This is a genomic window from bacterium, from assembly GCA_012517375.1.
In the GTDB taxonomy this organism is placed as follows: Bacteria; Hydrothermota; Tepidihabitantia; order B3-TA06; family B3-TA06; genus JAAYVC01.
Genome location: JAAYVC010000005.1, coordinates 15299 through 35182, shown reverse-complemented (window position 1 = coordinate 35182; position 19884 = coordinate 15299). Strand labels below are relative to the sequence as shown.

General features: G+C 50.5%; 17 protein-coding genes and 1 tRNA gene. 7 read left to right on the top strand and 11 right to left on the bottom strand.

Going from position 1 to position 19884, the window contains the following annotated elements:
- Positions 1–27: 27 nt before the first annotated feature.
- Positions 28–501: a hypothetical protein gene (locus GX441_00530; protein ID NLI97129.1), complete on the top strand. Its 474-nt coding sequence runs from the start codon at positions 28–30 to the stop codon at positions 499–501.
- Positions 502–559: 58 nt separating this feature from the next.
- On the opposite strand, the gene GX441_00525 is transcribed toward GX441_00530, so the two are convergent.
- Complete coding sequence (locus GX441_00525) at positions 560–1669, bottom strand: hypothetical protein (GenBank protein NLI97128.1); 1110 nt, start codon at positions 1667–1669, stop codon at positions 560–562.
- A 45-nt stretch (positions 1670–1714) separates the two neighbouring features.
- Between GX441_00525 and GX441_00520 the strand changes: the two genes are divergently transcribed.
- The 4 genes from GX441_00520 (at position 1715) to GX441_00505 (ending at position 2581) form a co-directional block, all read left to right on the top strand.
- Positions 1715–1855, top strand: coding sequence for a hypothetical protein (locus GX441_00520; GenBank protein NLI97127.1), 141 nt, complete (start codon positions 1715–1717; stop codon positions 1853–1855).
- Positions 1856–1880: 25 nt separating this feature from the next.
- Positions 1881–2150: a hypothetical protein gene (locus GX441_00515; GenBank protein NLI97126.1), complete on the top strand. Its 270-nt coding sequence runs from the start codon at positions 1881–1883 to the stop codon at positions 2148–2150.
- 23 nt (positions 2151–2173) lie between these two features.
- Complete coding sequence (locus GX441_00510; GenBank protein NLI97125.1) at positions 2174–2386, top strand: hypothetical protein; 213 nt, start codon at positions 2174–2176, stop codon at positions 2384–2386.
- 113 nt (positions 2387–2499) lie between these two features.
- A tRNA-Leu gene (locus tag GX441_00505) sits at positions 2500–2581 on the top strand.
- 114 nt (positions 2582–2695) lie between these two features.
- Here GX441_00505 and GX441_00500 read toward each other — a convergent pair.
- From GX441_00500 to GX441_00490, 3 genes are read right to left on the bottom strand one after another with little or no spacing between them, the layout of a single operon-like run.
- A complete protein-coding gene (locus tag GX441_00500; GenBank protein ID NLI97124.1) occupies positions 2696–3073 on the bottom strand; it encodes a metallopeptidase family protein in 378 nt (125 codons plus the stop codon).
- A gap of 3 nt (positions 3074–3076) precedes the next feature.
- Positions 3077–4030, bottom strand: a complete 954-nt coding sequence (xerD, locus tag GX441_00495; GenBank protein NLI97123.1) for a site-specific tyrosine recombinase XerD — start codon at positions 4028–4030, stop codon at positions 3077–3079.
- A complete protein-coding gene (locus tag GX441_00490) occupies positions 4002–5393 on the bottom strand; it encodes an MBL fold metallo-hydrolase (GenBank protein NLI97122.1) in 1392 nt (463 codons plus the stop codon). Before GX441_00490 ends, xerD begins: the two co-directional genes overlap by 29 nt.
- A 96-nt stretch (positions 5394–5489) precedes the next feature.
- Here GX441_00490 and GX441_00485 point away from each other — a divergent pair, with 96 nt between their 5' ends.
- Positions 5490–6392, top strand: coding sequence for a hypothetical protein (locus GX441_00485; protein ID NLI97121.1), 903 nt, complete (start codon positions 5490–5492; stop codon positions 6390–6392).
- A 123-nt stretch (positions 6393–6515) separates the two neighbouring features.
- Here the strand turns inward: GX441_00485 and GX441_00480 are convergent, their stop codons facing one another.
- From GX441_00480 to GX441_00450, 7 genes are all read right to left on the bottom strand, one after another.
- Entirely contained in the window at positions 6516–7766 is a 1251-nt protein-coding gene (locus tag GX441_00480; protein NLI97120.1) for an FtsX-like permease family protein, read from the bottom strand.
- Entirely contained in the window at positions 7763–8503 is a 741-nt protein-coding gene (locus GX441_00475) for an ABC transporter ATP-binding protein (GenBank protein ID NLI97119.1), read from the bottom strand. The genes GX441_00480 and GX441_00475 overlap by 4 nt, the downstream gene beginning before the upstream one ends.
- Positions 8419–9615 carry an efflux RND transporter periplasmic adaptor subunit gene (locus tag GX441_00470; GenBank protein NLI97118.1) on the bottom strand — a complete coding sequence of 399 codons (1197 nt, stop codon included), beginning with the start codon at positions 9613–9615 and terminating at the stop codon, positions 8419–8421. The genes GX441_00475 and GX441_00470 overlap by 85 nt, the downstream gene beginning before the upstream one ends.
- Positions 9612–10907: a TolC family protein gene (locus tag GX441_00465; GenBank protein ID NLI97117.1), complete on the bottom strand. Its 1296-nt coding sequence runs from the start codon at positions 10905–10907 to the stop codon at positions 9612–9614. The genes GX441_00470 and GX441_00465 overlap by 4 nt, the downstream gene beginning before the upstream one ends.
- A gap of 216 nt (positions 10908–11123) precedes the next feature.
- The gene (locus GX441_00460; protein ID NLI97116.1) at positions 11124–12215 is read right to left on the bottom strand and encodes a PorV/PorQ family protein; all 1092 of its coding nucleotides are present in this window, start codon (positions 12213–12215) and stop codon (positions 11124–11126) included.
- Positions 12216–12226: 11 nt separating this feature from the next.
- Positions 12227–15559: a hypothetical protein gene (locus GX441_00455; protein NLI97115.1), complete on the bottom strand. Its 3333-nt coding sequence runs from the start codon at positions 15557–15559 to the stop codon at positions 12227–12229.
- A gap of 17 nt (positions 15560–15576) precedes the next feature.
- Positions 15577–18744, bottom strand: a complete 3168-nt coding sequence (locus GX441_00450; protein NLI97114.1) for a TonB-dependent receptor — start codon at positions 18742–18744, stop codon at positions 15577–15579.
- A gap of 381 nt (positions 18745–19125) precedes the next feature.
- Between GX441_00450 and GX441_00445 the strand changes: the two genes are divergently transcribed.
- Positions 19126–19884, top strand: coding sequence for a hypothetical protein (locus tag GX441_00445; GenBank protein NLI97113.1), 759 nt, complete (start codon positions 19126–19128; stop codon positions 19882–19884).

The window sequence follows — 19884 nt, the reverse complement described above, 5'->3', positions numbered from 1 at the left end:
TTCTAAATAAATCTTTTTGGAGGTTCGATGACACACAAATTTTTTGTGGTTTTTACGTTAGCGCTGGTTATTTTTGCATCAACCACCGAGGCTTATGACGCCCCTCACGGCAGATTCGGAATCGGAGTCGTGCTCGGCGAACCTGCGGGTATCTCAGGCAAATTCTGGATATCTAACTCCGGGGCGATAGACGCATTGCTGGGCTGGCAATTTACTTACAACTGGATGGTTGCTCAGTTGGGGTATCTTCATCACTTTCAAATACGCGGGGTGTCAAAAGGCTCACTCGCTGCGTACATTGGAGCCGGAGGTATTCTTTTTGCGGATTTTTCAAATGACCCTCTTCAAAGCCGAGTCAGCTTTGCGGCAAGAGTTCCTCTTGGATTAGAGTATATTTTCAACCCTATAAGCTTTTTTGCAGAGGTTGAACCTCTTGTCTTGCTCTATCCTCAACCGGACTTCGGTTTCGGTGGAGGCATAGGCTTCAGATTTTATTTTTAATGAGTGATTGTAAAAAAAGAGCGGCTCAAAAGAGCCGCTCTTTTCGTTTTTAGCAATTCTATCTTAGGGTAATAGTCCAGCATTTGAGCGAATCCGGGCTCCGTGTTCCGCCCCAGATATCCTTGGCGACCGCTCTCCAGAGATAAAGCGTGTCGGCTGAGAATTGAACCGTGTAAGAGTTGTTTCCAAGTGCGGATGCAATCTTTGGCAGGGCGGATACATAAACCAATCCCGTATCGTCGGGGCTCGGATGAGGTCCAAAGTATAAATCGTACGTCAAAGGATCCTGATCGGGTTCGCCGATAGTCCATCTAAGCTGGACTTTATTATCTGCAGGTCTTTCAATATAAGAGTTCACTGAATCAGGGGCCGGGGGGGAGGAGGGTGTCCCAAAACCGGGGAGCTGGTTCTGACCTCTGCTGAATTTTAAAACCTTGGTCGACGTCTGTTTTTTGTACTTATCTATAGTCACGACCTTCCAATAATAATCAGTCTCTGGTTCAAGGTAGTACTTGCCTTCATTGAGCTGTCCTGTTCCCCATGTTACGGTATCCCTGTGAGATATCGGTTGTTCCGTCACTTTTGAGGGATTGCTGGTTTTTCCGAAGTAGACATCGTAAACAAGATCTTCGGTCTGTGCAGGTAGAGTATCCGGATCGCTGCCCTGCCACTGGAATGTGGCATAACAGGCAAGCAACGTCGCTCCATCCTTGGGCGAAAGAATCTTTGCGGTATCCGGCGGTGTGTTAGGAGCTCTGACAATGTAGCTCTTGGCCGTGCCTGTCGCTTCGTTCCCAGCGGCGTCATAAACGCGAAGATTAATAGTGTAGCGTACGCTGTCCTGCATGAGTTTAGTGTCCCATATGTAAGTCCGGACGCTTGAAGTAGTATCCTGGGGAACGGCCAGAGGCATGTCGACTATGGTATCGTTGATGTAGAATACGCACTTATCTACGCCTACATTATCGGTAGCTTCCACAATCACGGCTACGGAACCTTTAACGCTGTCTGCCCAAACATAGGAAGGCCCGTTGCCGTCGATTGCGGCTATTTCAAACCTGGTAATCTGCGGAGGAGTTGCGTCTTCCTTCTGACATGAAAGACCTGCCAGAAGACCGATCGTCAAAATCCCCGCGATTCCTAGTATCGCCACAAAGGCTTTTTTCATCGTGCACCTCCTAACGTGCTCGATTAAACCTTATTTGTATTCTTAATGCTAAAGCATACTTCACTTGAGAAGGTTGTCAAGGGGCGCTTAGTTCGTGCGCCAGGAGATAGTTACCAGGGTTTGAAGGAGGATATTAAAGGAAGCTGGGATCTTCCATCCGACGGTTCGCAAGCGGTCGAGGCGTAGCCTCCAAAGGAGACATAGCGGCTCGATGCCGCATGGGCTGAAGGGATTCCGCAAGTCCATAAGTGATTCCTGCAATAGGGCTTCCAGGGTAGAAATACTTGTCCGTAAGCTTCGCAGAGAAACAGGATATGGTCGCAGACGACTAGCCTGGATACTGAGGAGGAACTATAACATCCGACTGTCGGAGGACACGGTGAGGCACATCCTACGCAGGTTGGGTGTGAAGAAGAAAGCCAGGCCTCGTTCGAGGTTCTACCCTGCCCGCTGGGCGTGGGAGGTAGGGGAGCCGTTCTAGTTACCCCATACGAGCTTTCTCGTATGGGGACCCCTATCTTTTGTCCTTCGGACAAAAGAAGGGTTAGAGACCGACTCCTCAAGTCAGCCCAGGCATGGCAGTATGTCTGCAACTTCAAAAGACCGCACTTCGGTAAGGGCATGGGCGGACTCTCGCCGCTTGCCAAACTACAATCCCTCGGCTGCAATCACCTCGATGATAACTTCCTCCTCTTCCCTGTCATCCTTCTCGATTAACTCAATCCCTCTTTACCTGCTAACAATCTATTGACCATGGACACGCTTTAGGCGATTAATGCGCTGACATCGGGCTTGACTTTTTAATTCGATTGGTTATAGTTACCCACTTTGCCGGGGTGGTGAAAATGGCAGACACGTACGTTTGAGGGGCGTATGGGTAACTCCGTGCGGGTTCAAATCCCGCCCCCGGCATCAAAGTTCCCGCGAATCGGCTTTGTTGATTCGCGGGAATACTTTTTGAATTCCGTCTGAGCGAATCCGAGCCTATTTCAATTCTATTTTCTGTGGTCGGGTCGACCCAAATCCTCAGTATCCGAGCCGCCGGAGTTCGGCATCCGAAAGTCCAAAAAAATGGCCTATCTCATGAAGAACCACTCTTTTTAGAAGCTCCTTTGCCTCCTCTGCGGATGAGACGTAACGTTCAACTATCGATTTGTATATTATAATCTTGTCAGGCCAGATCGCCTGGCCTGTACCCCCTCGTTTTCTTAACGGAACGCCGTGATAGAATCCAAGAACCCTGCCGCGCACGAAATCGGGCGGATCGGATGCATCAGGTGCATCCTTAACGGAAATGACGACATTACGTTCATCCAGTTCTCTCCTGAACTCTTGAGGAAGCTGCGCTATAACTTCCGAGACGATATCGTCAAACTCCTCATCCGTCAGATATCTCTTTGTCATATATTAAGCCCTTGGATGGAAGCTTTTGTAAACCTCGCGCAGATAGGAGCGGTCTACGTGAGTGTATATCTCAGTAGTAGTGATACTCGAGTGCCCGAGCATCTCCTGTACGGCCCGGAGGTCGGCTCCGCCTTCAAGAAGGTGGGTTGCAAAGGAATGCCGGAATGTATGCGGTGTTACGCGAGACTTGATCCCGGCTGCCTGGATGAAGAAACGAATTATCTTCCACGCGCCCATACGTGATAATCCTGTACCACGAGCGTTCAGGAAAACAATATCCCTGATGATGGCTTTTGATGAGTATAATGAGGATCTTCCGGAGTCTATGTAGCGCCTTAAGGAACGGATAGCGGGTTCGCCAAGAGGAACTATCCTTTCCTTGTCTCCCTTGCCGGTAACTCGGAGGAATCCCTCCTCAAGAAACAGGTCTCCAAGCCTTAAAGAAATAAGCTCGGATATTCTGAGACCTGCCCCGTAAAGAACCTCAAGCATTGCATTGTCTCGCAAGGCAAGCGCTGCAGATTTCTCGCTCCGGGCTGAACGCAGCGTGTTTTGAACTGCGGAGAGAATTTCCTGGATTTCTTTTACAGAGAGGACCTCGGGAAGCTTTCTGCCAAGTCTCGGCCCTGCAACATTTTCACCGGGGTCTCGGGAAACCCTGCCTGTATCGTTGAGGTATCTTAAGAACATCCTGATAGCCGACAGCTTGCGCGCTATTGAACGGGGAAGAAGCCCGGCTTCGCTCATCCTGCCGAGGTAATCCCTTATCGTTCCCGGAGTCAGATTGACGTATTCCGTTCCGTGCGCCGAAAGATAAGTCTCGAACTGCAGAAGGTCTCTAGAGTAAGAGTCTACTGAGTTGGCTGACAGCCCCCTTTCAGCAACAAGATAGGTCAGAAACTCGTCGATTAACGGATGCTTTAAGGGATTACCCGATTTCAAAGCTTTGTCCCACATCGGGAATTGTTATTGATGAGTAGCCGAGCCCATTCACCGCCTCGCCTAAAGCCCTGCTCTGATCATAGTCTCCATGCACAAGAAACACTTCCTTGACTTTTTTTGAATCATATCCCTTAAAAAGCTCTATCAGGTCATTGCGGTCTGCATGAGCGGAATATTCGTTAAGCACTTCGACGCCACAGTTCAAGGGGTATTCTTCCCCATAGAGCTTAACTGATTTAACGCCATCTACGATGCGCTTTCCGAGCGTTCCTTCAGCTTGGTAGCCTGTAATAATGACCAGGTTTTTAGGATCGGCAACAGTGTTCTTAAGATGATGAACCACCCTTCCACCTTCGCACATCCCTGATGATGCAATAATCATGCAAGGACCCGAGACTTCGTTGAGGGATTTTGATTCCTCAACGGTCTGTACGTAGCGCAAGCGGAAGAAACCGAATGGGTCTTCGTCGCGTTTAAGATACTCCATCGTCTCTCTGTCGTAACATTCGGGATGCTTTTTGAAAACCTCGGTCGCCTCAAGGGAAAGAGGCGAATCAATCCATATGGGCATGGCAGGGAGCCGGCCTTCATCCATCAACTGGTGCATCACGAGAACAAGCGATTGTGTTCTGCCTACCGCAAATGCAGGCACGAGGATCTTTGCCCCTCTATCGTACGCGCTCTTAAGGATATCTGAAAGCCTTTGCTTCGCCTCATCGAGAGACGGATGGTTTCTTTCGCCGTATGTGGACTCGCACACGATTATATCAGGCGAAGGAACGCGTTCCGGATTGCGAACAACCGGGAGATCGGGCTGGCCAAGATCGCCCGTAAAGAGTATCCTCAAGCCGTCAATTTCATACAGTATCTGGGCAGAACCAAGGATATGGCCTGCATCGTAGAATGTGGCTTTGATTCCTGCGGCAACCTCACGTGTAGAATGATATTCAAGCGGTTTGAGGTTCTTAATAGAGGCTTCGGCCTCCTCGATTGAGTAAAGCGGTTCTATGAGTGGCTCGCCTTTTTTTGCATTCTTCTTGTTGACATATTCCGCATCGCGAACCTGTATCTCGGCCGAATCCAAAAGCATAATCCGTGCTAAATCGATTGTAGCGGAAGTGGCGTAAATGTCATTTTCATACCCGTGCGCCACCAGACGGGGTATGTTTCCAGCGTGGTCTATGTGCGCGTGGGAAAGAAGCATCGAATCCGTTTCCAGTATTTCATCCGGAAGCAGGGTATTCAATTCAAAGGCCTGTCTGCGGTGGCCTTGAAACAACCCGAATTCGGTAAGAATAGACGCCTTCTTTGTTTTAAGCGTGAATTTGGATCCCGTGACCGTCCTTGCACCTCCAAGAAACTTTAATTCAATGGACATATTGTAGTTTACATAAAACACATTCTCTTGCAACAAATTTTCTATGATTGGCAGATTGCCCCTTGACTATCTCTTTTTTCTAGCTATTCTATTAGTATGCCTAAATTTATACCCAAATCCGAAAAGGAGCAACCGGAGAAGAAACCGGAGAAGCAAGTCGAGGCGGAGAAGAAGGACGCTCAAGCCTCGCCAGAGGAATTGGAAAAGCTCAAGGAGCTTGAACAAAAGTTCGGCAAAATGAGTTCCGGCGAACCGAGGAAGGAAGCGGATAAGAAACCCGGCGCTGGACCATCAAGCGTTTGGGAAAAGATGGACAGAGGAACAAAAGATGAAGCGAAGCCTCAGGCGAATATGGTTGAGCAGGAAGTCATCAGAAGAACTAAACCTCCCGAAGGCTCGATCTCGAAGGACCACCCGGACTACATCTCACAGGAAACCCTTGAAAAGCGGCGCCGCGAGCTTTCTATGACCGAGGCTAAGCTTCGTACTCTCGAAAGGGAGGAGCAGGATATAAATAAAAGGCTTGAATACCTGCGCAGGGAACATTCCGCAATGGAGATGGCTATAAAGGAAAAGACGCACCTTGAACGTGAAATAGCGGAACTTCGCGAGGACAGGGACAGAATAAAACTGAAACTGGACGAATTAAAGTCTATGGAAGGTCAGCTTGAACAAAAAACCTGGGACGAACTTAAGCGTTCCCCTGCTACCGGAGCCAAGATTTCTGCGCTTGAGCGCCGCATACACGAGCTTGAAGGTCAGATTCTTGAGATTAATGAAGAGCGCCTGAGATCCGGAGAGACCCCTGCGGACTCGCAAAAAACGCAGCCTGTATCTCATCGTGAGCCGCCCAGGGTCGAAAGAAAAGCGGAGGAGATTAAACCTCAGCCAAAGGTTGAGGAGAAACCTGCCCAGACTCAAGCAAGGGAGCAGCCGAAGCAGGAAGAAAAGAAACAAGTGCAGCCGGTGGAGAAGAAGAAATCCAAACTCGCGTTCTGATAATCTAACTAATCCCTTAATCCATTCCTCAAACTACTCGGATGAGAATAGTATAGCGGAATTATCTTATAATATGATGCTAACCTGATCCGTTTTGGCCGAAACGTTACGACTGGTTACTGTCTATTCGTATCTGATTGCGTTAATCGGATTAAGCTTTGCAGCCTTCTGCGCCGGGTAGATTCCAAAGAATATTCCTACGGCAGCAGAAAAGCCGAATCCGAGCACTATCGTCCACCAGGGCGCCGCAGCCTCGAGCTTGAAGAGCCCCGAAGCAAGAAGAGCGATTCCCAGGCCGAGCACTATGCCAATAGCTCCGCCTATCATGGAAAGCAAAACCGACTCAAGCAAAAACTGCCACAGGATGTCCACGTCTCTTGCGCCGACTGATTTGCGGATTCCTATCTCCCTCGTTCTCTCTGCGACGGAGACAAGCATTGTGTTCATTATTCCGATGCCGCCTACTATAAGGGATATTGCCGCCACGCCTACCATTACAAGCCATGCAACGCTCGTGATGCTTTTTATTGACGTGAGAAGCATCTGCTGGGTATTGAGCCCGAAGTCGTTATCCTGGTCGTAGTGAAGACCCCTGATGAGCCTCATCTGCGACTCAACGTCCTCCAACGCTTTTTCCATGGAAACTTCTTTTTTAGGAAGCACTTCCAGAGATATGCCTCCGAACACCGCCTGAAACCCGCGCGGCTGTGGATTGTATTTGAGGTATGTCGTAATAGGAATTATAACCCTGTTGTCCATGCTCGAGCCGAACATCGCTCCCTTTGCCTCAAGAACCCCTATTATCAGGTAACGGTGATTATCAACGTCAAGCGTCTTGCCTACAGGATCCTCCGTGCCGAAGAGATTGTCTGCGATATAGGAGCCTATTACGCAAAACATTCTGCGGTGAACGGCGTCGTCGCGATTGATGAAACGCCCCTCTGAAATTACCAGATTCTCGGTAAGATCAGCGCCCTCCGTCGTGCCCTCAAGTTCGCAGTTATCCGCCTCTTTCCCGAACCGCTTTAGCGTGCCTACATTTCTTGATATTACCGGCACCGCTACCTGCACGGACGGCAGCTCTGAAAGAGCTTCCGCATCCTCGATAGTGAAATTCGGCCTCTTGCGAATCTCATCGAAGTCGGGTCTGCCTCCAGGCCCGCCCATCATCCATTCCATCTTTTGAACGTAGATTGTGTTGGTCCCGAGTGCGGAAAACTCGCTCGTAATCTTGCGGTTAAGCGCCTGCAGCAGGGAAAGAATGGCGATGACGGTCATGACTCCGATGATTATTCCGAGAGTTGTGAGAAACGAACGGCTCTTGTTGTAACGCAGCGATAAAGCAGCCATTCTCAGTTGGGAAAAGAAGTTCATATTATCTTCCCGTCGCGCAGACGAATGGTTCTTTTGGCATGAGACGCTACACTTTCGTCGTGCGTAACGACGATTACCGTCACCCCTTGCTTGTTAAAATCGTCAAGAAGCTTCATGATTTCTTCCTCGGTCTTTGAGTCAAGATTCCCTGTCGGCTCATCCGCGAGGATTATGGAAGGATTATTAGCCAGCGCCCTCGCTATTGCCACCCTCTGCGATTCGCCGCCCGAAAGCTCATTCGGCCTGTGGTGCCCTCGGTCGGCAAGCCCTACTTTTGATAACATCATGGCTACCCTTTCTTCCCTTTCATCTACAGGAACGGAGGAATAAAGCAGGGGAATTTCAACGTTCTGAGAGGCACTAAGGCGGGGAAGCAGATTGAAACTCTGGAAGATGAATCCCACTTCACGGTTGCGCACGCGTGCAAGCTGATCATTATTATACTTTGATATCTCCTGCCCCTTGAGATAGTAGAACCCGGCAGAAGGAGTGTCAAGACATCCTATGATATGCATAAGAGTAGACTTGCCGGAGCCCGAAGGTCCCATTATCGCCACGTATTCACCCTCATTGATATCGATATTTATCTCCGAAAGTGCATTTACGGCGACATGACCGCCGTCATAGGTCTTGGAGATATCTTCGAGGAGGATCAGCGACCGACCCGGATGCGGACGCTTCGCTGCCCTGACTCTTGCCCTTGCTGCGGTCGCGGTCCTCTTTGGTCTTTCTGCCATTGCGGTTCCTCTTTCTTTGTTTTAACCTCGTCTCCGTCATTCAGGGTTCTAAGAACCTTGTACGGCCCTACTATCACTGCCTGGCCCGCTTCCAGACCATCCAGGACCTCAGCCGAACGTCCGTCCGATATGCCTGTTTTAATCTCAACAAGCTTCGCTTTTCCGTTTTTAACGATGAAGACTGTTTCCACCGAGCGTCCTTCTATGTCGCGCCTGCCTATGGCCTGCAGTGGGCAAACGAGAGCCGAATCGCGAACTGCCGCCACTATATCGGCGGATACGGACATGCCCGGACGCTGCAGGGGATCCACGTCCAGGATATCGAGCACGGTCTCGAAATCCGTTACGCCTGTCGTCGTCGTAACGGTCGTGGTCGCCGTAGGCATGTAGCCTATCGAAAAAACCTTCGCTTTGAAAGTCGTATCAGGAAAGGCGTCCAGGGTTATTGAAGCATCATCACCAAGCTTGATGGACGCGACGTCTGATTCGTCTACATTAACGGTTGCCTGCATCGCCGAAAGGTCCGCGATAGTCATCATCACAGTGCCGGCGTTGTTCATGGTCCCCATCATTACAGCCTCCCCCTCCTTGACGTTCAATCTGACTACAATCCCGGAGATAGGCGCGTATATTCTTGTTTTAGAGTATGAATCGCGACTCTGGTTGACCTGGGCAAGGGCAACGCTATAGGCGGTCTTGAGATTTTCGAACTGGGCGGTTGATATAAGGCTGTCCGCGTAAAGCTTCCTGCCCCGCTCGAATTCCGACAGAGCCTTTTTGTATTGCGCTTCGGACAAATCGAGACTCGATCTTGCGTTGGCGTCGTTGAGCTGGCAAAGAAGCTGACCCCGCTTGACTGCATCCCCCTCCTTTACGTAGAGTTTCTGAACTCGTGCAACAATCTCGGCTGAGATATCAACCTGATTTTTAGCATTAAGTTCGCCGGTTGCCGAAACTGTGGAAACAATACGGCTGAAGGAAACTTTTTGAGTCTGGACCTCAGGCGACTTATTCCCTTTCGATACGATGTTGAGAATTACTATAAGCGCGACGACTGCGACCACGGCCGAAATTCCTATCCAGAGTCCCAGCCTGCGTCTCTTTTTGTTCATCTTGCCTCCAGTGAGCGACCCAGAACGTAGTTCAAGTCTGCACGGCTAGACCAGTAATTCGCCTTGGCTTCCGCGAGAGCACGCTCCGCATCTGCCAGATCCGCCTGGGCTTGCATAAGTTCAACAATTGAAGAAGCTTCTAACTCATAACTTCTTATGGTCAAATTGTACTTTTCCCTTGCCAAAGCTTCACTCTTTTTCGCAAACTCAAAGCTTTTGTATGCAACGTCCTGCGTATACAAAAGAGTCGAGAGAAGCTCTTTTGTCGTAAGCTCTTGCGCAGACTGCGCAAGGTGCGCTTGTCTGCGGGCGATATGTGCGCGGCTTATCCCTATAGCTCGCGAAGGAATATCTATAAAGGGAACGCTTATTGATATACCGTATCCTGTTGGAATATCATCCCATGTCGAAAAAACAGGAATCGCCCCTTCCTGAGTAAAATTCTTGCCGGCCGTTATCGAGAGCGAAGGCAATAGAGCCGCCCAGGCTTGCCAAACCGAGATGTTGGAGGACCGCGTCTGACGTTTTAGAACAGCCAGATCAGGATTGTCTTTCAATAACTCATCCGATACTATGGTGGAGGGAAGCGAATCCGGCATCTCGGGATCTGCAAGCTCCTCGGTCTCAAGGGAACTCTCTTCATACCTGCCCAGCATGAGATCGGAAAGATGCGTTCTTGCGTCTTTGAGCTGGCCCTCTGCAAGGGTAAGCTGCATCTGGGCTGACAAGGTTGCTGCTTCAGCCGATAGCGCATCCGCTTTGCTTGCGTCGCCTAGTTCAAAGCGTTTCTTAACGGCTTTTTCAGATTCCTGCGCCCTTTCATATGCCTTCTCGGCGCTCCTCATCAGCGATTCGCGCTTCGCCAGATTGTAGTAGGACTTCTCAACCTCAACAATAAGCTTTGAAAGCGTCTGTACAGACTGCTTGCGGTACATTGCGTTCTGGTTAAATCCAGAAACCAGGCCGATAATGGCTGTGGCGTCCACGACCGGCTGGGCCAAAGAGACCTGGGAAGACCATGAACCCGAGCCAAGGCTGTCCAGGGATGTTGATGAGCTTGAGGTTGAGGCGGATACACGAGGAAGAAACCCGGCAAACCCCTCAACCAGGGCCTCTCCGCCCTGAATCTTTTGGAGTCTAGCCTGATCTGCAGTAATACTCTCCTCTAAAGCCGTATTGACGGCTTCCTCGATGGATATTTTTCTGGCTGTCAAAACCAAGGGCATAACGGATATAATTAAGCCGATTCTGGATAATATCCTGATTTCTACTCCTTTTGATACGTTAGACACAGCTAAAACCTGAAGGTTTAAATCCTTGTTTTCCATTTGCTATTTTACAACATGTACTGTTTATTCGACGCAAATATTCACTAAAAAGTTTCCACAAAGATGTCAACGTAAGGTTTTCTTTGATTCATAACACCTTTTTGAAATGGAATTAGCTTTGCAATGAAGATACTGGGGGCCTTAAGGCCCCCAGTAAAATTTTCGTTGCAACGAACGGGTTCAGAAGCCTACGCCCAGAGAGGCCCGGTGCACGGGAGAGAGGTACCAGTGCCACTCAAAGCTGTAATCTACCGAGACATTAAAGTCGCCAATTGGGATTTTAACGCCAAGGCCCGCCGAAGGCCCGCGGTCGTTGCGGTTTGAAAGCACTTCACGAAGTATCGTGCCTGCATCAGCAGCTGCTGTGGTTGTATCTCCCAAATCGGGAGACGTGTTAATGCCGAACCCGAACCTCAAAAAGAACATCTCATTCAGGCCGTATTCGAGTCCCAGCGACCCCTTTGCGGACTGATCTCCGAGATGGAAGAAGTCCGCATCAAGCGTCAGACGGGAACCGCTGCCCATGCTATCAGGCTCGACAAGGTCTATGGCCGCTCCTCCTGCAAACGTGAAGGGAAGACGGAATGGTTCCGAGAGGAAGGTGGACGGTATATCATTGGTCTGGAGCGTGTCTTTATGCGTGTTGAAGAGTAGGGGATTGCCGCTGTAGCGCATATCAGGACCGAAATGCTGAACGCAGAAACCGAGCCTGAGATTCTTGAATTCTGCTATCCTGTAGATGGCGCCCGCGTCAAATGCAATTCCGACGGCCGCTACTTCATGGAGAGTTAGATCTATCAGCTTCAATGTTACGCCTGCGGTGAATTTCTCGGTCATCAGACGGGAGTATGTAATTCCCACTGCATAGTTGTTGGCCGTATAGAAGTTTCCGGTTCCCTGCTGCTTGTCATAAGTCGTGATTTCAATAGGTCCTGAAAGATGCGCGAGAATCTGAATTCCAAGCGTGCTTGAAGCGTCAAGCGGGAAAGCGCCGGCGAGGTTCTCTTCAAGCATTCCGGCGAACAGGATTGCCTGTCCGAAGGACACCTGAGGCGATGTCACATTGGCTATTCCTGCCGGATTCCAGAAAAGGGCGTCCGGACCGTCAGCCAGAGCGGTATAGGCGCAGCCCATTGCTATTGGACGCGCTCCGCCGCCCATTGTCAGGAAGGAGGCCGACGAACCCGCGCCTCCCAACCGGGCAGAGACTGGCGTCATTAAAGCCGCTAGCCCAATGGTGGATATGATGAGGAGTCGCTTATAGAGCTTCATCGTTTCCTCCTTTACCTTACGATGGCAAACTTGCCCCAGGCACGTTCGCCATCCTCGGTTTCAACCTGCCAGATGTACAATCCGCTTGTACAATCAAGACCTTCATTGGTCAGAAGATTCCACTCCTCGGAACCTCCTTTGCCATTGAGGGTAATGCTGCCGGAACTTGCCGGTCCTGTACCGTCATGTTCTATGGTGCGGATAAGCAAGCCCGATGTATTGAATATTCGTATTGTGCATTTCAAAGGCAGATACTGGAATACTACATGCCTGTCGTACTGGGTTCTATCCCAGGGCGCCCTTACATAATAGGGGTTCGGAACGACCCTGATATCGTCCAGAGTCAGTGTTGAATTGGCATCGGAGATCTCGGCCTTGAATGTGTTGAAGCGGAATCTGTCCTTGATTGACGTGGGTTTCAGGGTCTTTATCAGGAGCTGGTCGCCGGTCTGAGGCCGCTTTACAAGCTTTAGCGTATCATAGGTCGTATCCCAGGGAGTAACCATCGAGTCGACTATCATTACTATCTTGGTTACCGAATCACTAAAGTTAAGAGTAAATATCTGATCGGCTGCAGTTACCTTTGGTGAGTAGATAGTAATTTTGTCTCCGCCGTATATCTCTGTTGTATCTTCGCTAGAGCGACCATAAACGAATTTAACTGGCGCACTGTTATTGTAGGGTGTGACAGCTACCCGACAATATTTCCCGAATTCATCCGCTCCGTCATCTACGACAGAGACGAGAACGTCAATGCTCTTTGATTTGCTGATAGGTCCAGGCGAACCCGGCCAATCGACGGAATACGACAAATTGGTTCCGGAAGTCTTGACCAGCCAGCCTGTCTTCAGTGTATCGAGCTGGGTTTCCATGTCAAGCGTATCCATAGATACGGCGGCAACCTGTACAAGCACTCCGTCGATCACCGGACCGCTGAGCGCTCCGGATCTTACCTTGAAGTTATCTAAAAGAATCGAATCTTCATCCACATCCTTAAAGTAGGCCGCTGTAACGATTGTGTCCTTTACTATTGTATCGTATACGCCGCGGAATCCCACTTCGTACTCGTGGCCTGTAACCTTATCAGGCGATACAACACTGTCTTTTACGAGGGCGTTTCCGTTGCCCCCTACTCTTTGAACGTTGGATACCCAGGCATTCTGCCATCCAATCGGATTAGAGCGGGGTACTGCCCAGTATGTCTGGCCGGACTTGCCTCCCTCGAGAGAGCCGACGTTCTCGGTAGGCTGCGGTCTGGAGTATGATGCAACGGAGTAGTAATATATCTGCCCGTTCTTCACGTCTTCGTCTATGTAGTAGTGCCTGATTCCGTTCTGGCCGCCGATGTTTTCGGATGCATAGGTCTTAATTGTATACTGGTCTCCAGGAACAGGCGAAAGAATTGCGCCAGGCTCGCCGGATGTTCCGTCGCTTATGGAAAACTGCGCTCCGTCAATGAAGATGATATCGCCTGAATGATAGGGGTAGTAAAATGTGTCTGCAGGCAGAGGCTTCGGACTGCCGTTCTTGCCGGTCAGGATGCAGAAACCGCCTTCTGTTAGTGCGTTCGGATTGTAATTCAGCACCTTCTGATCGGCTATGTCGTAAACCACGTAGTATTTGTAAGATGTATCCGGCTGGAACGTGATCGTATAGGTGTTGTTTCCGTAGCCAAGCTTCTCCAGGTCGGCGCCGGCAAGAAGCCCTTCGTACTTGATCTCCGTTTTGCTGGGTCCTACGCTGTGAGTGGCTACGCAAGTATCGGCAAGCTTGGACTCCATGAGGTCGTAGTCGGCCAGAAGCTGCCATGTACCTGAAAGTCCGGAAAGGCTTCTGTATACCCTGTAGCCTTCAAACGTCTGCTGCTTGCTCATGGGGTCAACGAACTTTTCCGGCTCCGCCGACCAGGAGAGATACACAGTGCTGTCTCCGGCTATCACATTCAGCTGCGGATTGGGCGGAGGCGTGTATCCGAAGTAGCCGTTCTCATACTGGATCTGAGCTATCTTTGCCCTGGCCTTGAGTTGATCAAGGGAGTAGGCTACTATCACTGCAACAGTAAAGCTTACTTCCTCATTAGGCTTCAACTGCAAATACGGACCTGAATTCATAAGCATCCTGACATCCGTCGGGCTGTCCCACGTGACGAAATCCTTGGATGTCATGTAGACGTATTTTATGCTGTCGGTTCCGTCATTGTCTATCTGCTGGTCAGCGGCGTTCTGCCACGTCTCCAACCCCGTGAGGCCGTTATTGCCTGGCGTCTCAAGCAGTATGGCGCCTATGTAGCCGGCAGGGGTTACCCATCCGGCTTCCGACCCATTGGCATCATAGGTATAACCCATGTTAAGCCCTTCGTCAAAACCGATGAGATCGTCCCAGTAGCCGTCGTCGCCTGCAGCGAGTCCCCCTCGACCAATGTCGTTATCCATGAAAAAGGAGAAATACACCGAATCAAGAGGAAAGTCGTTCATGTTTCTTATCTTGTAGTTGATGAAGATTATGGCGTTGTTGTAGTCGTAGTTCCAGCAGTAGGTTCTTTGCTCCCAGCGCAGACCTTGACCCCAGACATCGTATGCTCCTGTGGGAAGAATCCATATGCATGCAGCGTCGCCCACCGGAATCCAGTCGCCGGCGCATGCGTAGGTATCCTGATTGGAGACTATGTCTCCGTTCTTGGGGTCGAGCGTGGGCATTCCGATTGCCCGTCTCTTCTTGTTTACGCTCGTATCCGCAAACGGCCAGAGCATCTGATAAGAAAGAGGGGTCGTTCCTGGATCGGCAAAAAGCCTTGCGCCTACTCCGGCGCTGCTGCCTTTGGGTATTACGCCGTCGCTGAAGTTAAGACCAACGCCGCTCAAGTCGCCGGCGCCGCCGGCCTGAGACATTTCAGAACAAGCCATGGCGCCCATGTCGCATGCATAAGCTCCCTTTGAGACGTTGGGGCTTTTGCCCTTGCCTGTAGGGTACTTGCTTCCAACCCAGAGGCCCCAGGCGTAGTTGTAGAACTGTTCCGAGCCTTTGGGATATTCGCCGCAGCTTCCTCTGGTCATTCCTATGGATTGAGAGGGATAGATTGTCCAGTCGTAGGGACGCTCATCTACAGGATGTCTTGACCATACTCCGCCTTGACAGGTGTTGCTTATTGCCCAGTCTGATATCTCGCCGCCGTCGACCCACCAGACGGTCCAGAAGATGGCTGGCTTGTCGGTTACGGTCGTCAAGAGACGGTTGCGGTTCTGCTGCGTGGAAGCCTGCACGTTCGAGTTGTTCCACGCCGCCTGCAGAGGAACGGCCAGCGCTGCAAGCGCCGCCAGACCAAATTTTATCAGTCTTGTTTTCATGTTATTCCTCCTTAGACCTAGTTGAAGTTCAGGCGCAGCCCGAAGTTTATTAGGCGCGGTTCTCCGAACATATCGGGATTCTGTGCATAGTATCTTTCCCAGTCTGCCACATCGGCCTGCCAGTATTCGTATTCGTCGGCAAAGCCGTATTGCGCGTAAGTGCTGTAGTTTGCCTGCTGGTATACGGGTCTTGTACCCGGGTCATCGGGCAGACCCGTAGCGCCGTAAACCGAGCTTGCGTTAGCCCAGTTGAAGACGTTGCTTACGTCAATATAAAACCCGAGGTTGAGGTTCTGGTTCTTGCCGAGAGGGAACCATTTCTCAAGCTTCATATCGACGGTCTTAGTCCCAGGCTGACGCTTGCTGCCCAGAGGAAGCGGGTTGCCGCGGGAATCGGACGCCCAGTAAGGAGGTCCTGAAGCGTAGTTGAACTGTATATTGAGATTCGTATTTCTCAACACCTTCACGCCGAAGGTGTCGGGAAGGAAGAAGTTGACGTTCGCCTTCACTGAATGCGTGATGTCGAACTCCAAGGGGTATTCGGATTTCGGCTGCTGCAGCGCGGAGCCGCGGTAGCGATAGTAGAATTCGCGTCCGGATGAGCCCGTACCCTTGGCGTCCATGTAGGAGTAGGTCACGGAACCGGAGATTAATCCTTCTCCGCCGTTTACGGTTATGTCGAATCCCTTAATCTTTGCAAAGTCTTCTATGGTATAGATGGTGTAGGTGGCAAGTTTGCCCTTGTAAATCGTATTTACGTTGCGGGTCGCAAGAAGGTTCTCCTGATCCTTGTAGTAGGCTTTCAGGTCAAGACCTAGGAACCTCGTCAAAGCGATATTATAGCCTGCCTGGTAGAAGACGGTCTTTAAGGGAGGAAGGTTGGGGTTGCCGAGAAGGGGTACGCCCGAAGAGAGGTCGCCATTTAGATTCTGGTAAAGCTCCTGAAGCTCGATTGGCTGGAAGAAGTGCCCGTAGGACGCATACATTGTCGACTTATCTGAGACCGAGAAGGATATTGAAAGCCTGGGGCTGAACTGGAACTTCGGCTTGGCTTCTGCCGTTCCCGAATCGACGTACTCGGGATTAACAAAATACTGCGACGCGGGATCGAAGTAGTCGAACCTGAGCCCGAAATTCAGGAGCAGGTCTTCAAGCTGGAACTTGTCCTGCGCATACGCGGCTGCGATTATCGGCTGCTTGTGATACATGTCCGTATACGGATTTTCGTTGATAAACTGAATGCTTGTATAATCCAGAACGTGGTAATTGCCGATGAGTCCGAATTTAGCCCAGTGCTCCTTATTGGGGGACCAGTCTATTGAGGCATCCGCAACGTATTTCGTTGTATTGCGGTCCGACCACACGGGATTGAAGTAATAATTGAAACGACGGAACACAGGGTCGTCGTTGTAGCGGACTACATACATATTGCCCGAAGTTTCCAGACTGTCCTCGTACGGGTTCTCAACTTCTTCCCAGCCGGGCACCGTCGTATCGGGCTTCCATTCTCTATACAGCTCGTAGTAATGCTGGTAGCGCGCAAAATCGAACATATGATAATGAAGACCCACTGTGTCGCCGTTAGCGTCTACCGTAGGCCGCCATTCGTTTATGGAATACCATCTCTCGTTGTAGGCCTCAAGCTGCTCTTCCCAGCTGAACCAGTTGAAGTTGTTGTCTCCCTCGTAGAAGTAGCCGTTTTTGACTATGAACTCGTTGTAGAAAAGCCAGACCGCGGAATCGGGGTCCTTCGTTATCTTGCTGTAGCGTTCATTGACGTCCACGTATACCGAATCGGAGCCGTCCACGTAGGCAAGCATGGAATCAGGGATGTAGAAATTCATTGAGTCCGGGTTGTAGAGCCTGCGAAGTATTGAATCGCCAGGAACTTCAGGATTAGGCTCCCACCACGTTTCATTGTATGCCCAGCCGACCCAGGGCATCAGCTGCCGGCCTATCATCCGGTAATCATTGATCTGGGCGCCGTCCATATAAGACACGCTGCGGTGGGTGTTGAACGTTCCGACATTGACCGTGTACGTAAGACTTTGCGCGGAATCCCTGCCCAAGGGTCCGCTGACCTTAAGGTTCAACTGGTAGTTATCGGCCTTTACTCTTGGCCCGAACTCGTCAAGCCAGATTCCCTTCGAGAAATCGTGAAGATAAGCATGGTACCACTGATCTGAGTAGTTGCCTGAGAGCGTGAATTTAGGACCGCCGAAAACCGGTCTCCAGGTCAGCTTGAGCGTTCCGTTCTTGCGGTGATTGTCGTTAGCGGGCAGCCTGTCCTCGTCCTCGAGGAGGTTACCGGATATGTAGAAGGAGGGGGCGCTAATCTTCGTGCCTTGACCCCAGAAGGGACCGCTCACGAAAAGCGATACCTTGTTGTGCCACATATCGGGGTTCGGATATTGTACAGGATTATCGCTGAGCCTGAGGTGGGCGTCGGTTTCATACTCTACGCCTGCCCTGAACTTTTCCGAGCCTTCACGGGTGACGATGTTTACGATTCCGGACATTGCGTCGCCGTATTCGGCGTTAAAGCTGCCGGTGTTGATGGTCATCTCCTGAATGGCCGTGTTGTCGATGTAGACTCCGGACTGGCCTGTTACGGGGTCGTTTGCATTGATGCCGTCCACGACGTATACGAGCTCGTTAGCGCGTCCGCCCTGCACGTGAAGACCGCCCGAGTTGCCGGAAGTCTCAGTGGCTCCCGCCTGAAGCGCCACGACATCGTTGTAGTTGGAGACGCCCGCACTCCTGACTATTTCGGAACCCTTGGTTATCTTTCCCACGTTAGGGTCCTTCGAAACGATATCCTTCTGAGCGGTTACTTCGACAGTACCCATAACGATGCCGCTGCCCTCTTTTATCTGCACGTTAAGCGAGGTAACCTTATCCGCAGATACGCTGACGCCTTTTATAACCTTGGCCTGATAACCCATCATGGAAACCTCAACATCGTAGGTTCCTACAGGAACGCTGGAGAGCGAGTATGAACCGTCCGTACCAGTGGCGGTTCCCATGTCCGTTCCCACGACGATCACGTTAGCGCCGGGGAGCGGCTGACGTGTATCCGCGTCTGTCACTCGTCCTGAAATCTTGCCCGTGATGCCGGCAAAGACCATACACGGTATCGCAAGCATGGCCAGAACGAGCCAAACGCCTTTAACATTGTTTTTCATGCTCAACCTCCTATCTTATTAGGCTGAGAGTTTATTATTTTATTATTGATTTGACATTCGGGAAAAGATGTATGAACACTACACTCCATTGCAGAGGATAATGCACTTTTTTGTACAGGACACGCTTTGACTTTTTTTCTAGCACACATCTTAAACCTGCCGTTTTTGTACGGGCTACCCTAGAAAGCCCGAATTTCTTTAAGAGATGCATGCGGGAGGTAAGACGATCCGACTCGCGCATGCAACCTTTTCTCGTATTAGTATAGAGCGGTTTTAACGCTTGTCAAGAGGGTAGATTTCAGAAAAAATCCTCGGTATAATCCCTTGATTTTCAGGGTCTTACCTGCTTGACCTTTGGGCAATATTGAGTATCCTGCGATAATGAAAAAATCGGTTAATCTTTTTGGAGCAACGACGATTCTTTTGTCGTTTCTGGTCTGTACGCCCCCTCCCAATCAGATTGAACCCTTTGTGTGGGTCAAGGCGTTCGCAGGTGATAGCCGCGCCACTGTGCAATTCTGGATAAACCAGAATACGCTTTTGGAATACGGGGGCATGTTCGGGCATTTCAAACTCATGCGTTCGGAGGAAGGAAAGAAATTCGAGCAGGTCGCCGAACTCGGACCACTGAATCCCATAAGGGCAGGATGGGCTTTAACGGATACTTCAGTCCAGAACGGAAAGACGTATCGCTATTTCGTTCATGCGGTATTCGCCATTTTCACCAACCCCGAAGCGGAAGGCTTCTCGGATACCATGACTGTGACTCCAGAGGAAGGCCTTGCGGACCCTAGACCGCCTGCGCCGGAGAGTCTGAACTACAAGCATCCACTCGTCGAGGATACTGTTGACCTTTACTGGAGTTCTCCCGATTCGTGCGACGGGCTTTACTATCTGCTCTATGCTCCGTCAAGTCTTGAATTTACGACATACTACGAAAACATCGACGGGGTTGGGCAGCATGCCTGGGATCCTGAAGGCTCAAAAGGCGTCCGCCCGGTTAAGCTGGATTCCTCGTTTTACAGATTTCTTTGCGCCCGCGACGGCGATACACGCTACTATATGGTCTACGCTTTCCGTGATTCAATACTCTCATATCCCTCTGAGACCTTGAAGATTGAACACACATGGCAGCCGTAG

What these genes read in the sequence shown, in the direction of transcription:
- GX441_00530 (NLI97129.1), top strand. Translation starts at nt 28, where the DNA reads ATGACACACAAATTTTTTGTGGTTTTTACGTTAGCGCTGGTTATTTTT.
- GX441_00525 (NLI97128.1), bottom strand. Translation starts at nt 1,669, where the DNA reads ATGAAAAAAGCCTTTGTGGCGATACTAGGAATCGCGGGGATTTTGACG.
- GX441_00520 (NLI97127.1), top strand. Translation starts at nt 1,715, where the DNA reads ATGCTAAAGCATACTTCACTTGAGAAGGTTGTCAAGGGGCGCTTAGTT.
- GX441_00515 (NLI97126.1), top strand. Translation starts at nt 1,881, where the DNA reads ATGCCGCATGGGCTGAAGGGATTCCGCAAGTCCATAAGTGATTCCTGC.
- GX441_00510 (NLI97125.1), top strand. Translation starts at nt 2,174, where the DNA reads ATGGGGACCCCTATCTTTTGTCCTTCGGACAAAAGAAGGGTTAGAGAC.
- GX441_00500 (NLI97124.1), bottom strand. Translation starts at nt 3,073, where the DNA reads ATGACAAAGAGATATCTGACGGATGAGGAGTTTGACGATATCGTCTCG.
- xerD (NLI97123.1), bottom strand. Translation starts at nt 4,030, where the DNA reads ATGTGGGACAAAGCTTTGAAATCGGGTAATCCCTTAAAGCATCCGTTA.
- GX441_00490 (NLI97122.1), bottom strand. Translation starts at nt 5,393, where the DNA reads ATGTCCATTGAATTAAAGTTTCTTGGAGGTGCAAGGACGGTCACGGGA.
- GX441_00485 (NLI97121.1), top strand. Translation starts at nt 5,490, where the DNA reads ATGCCTAAATTTATACCCAAATCCGAAAAGGAGCAACCGGAGAAGAAA.
- GX441_00480 (NLI97120.1), bottom strand. Translation starts at nt 7,766, where the DNA reads ATGAACTTCTTTTCCCAACTGAGAATGGCTGCTTTATCGCTGCGTTAC.
- GX441_00475 (NLI97119.1), bottom strand. Translation starts at nt 8,503, where the DNA reads ATGGCAGAAAGACCAAAGAGGACCGCGACCGCAGCAAGGGCAAGAGTC.
- GX441_00470 (NLI97118.1), bottom strand. Translation starts at nt 9,615, where the DNA reads ATGAACAAAAAGAGACGCAGGCTGGGACTCTGGATAGGAATTTCGGCC.
- GX441_00460 (NLI97116.1), bottom strand. Translation starts at nt 12,215, where the DNA reads ATGAAGCTCTATAAGCGACTCCTCATCATATCCACCATTGGGCTAGCG.
- GX441_00455 (NLI97115.1), bottom strand. Translation starts at nt 15,559, where the DNA reads ATGAAAACAAGACTGATAAAATTTGGTCTGGCGGCGCTTGCAGCGCTG.
- GX441_00450 (NLI97114.1), bottom strand. Translation starts at nt 18,744, where the DNA reads ATGAAAAACAATGTTAAAGGCGTTTGGCTCGTTCTGGCCATGCTTGCG.
- GX441_00445 (NLI97113.1), top strand. Translation starts at nt 19,126, where the DNA reads ATGAAAAAATCGGTTAATCTTTTTGGAGCAACGACGATTCTTTTGTCG.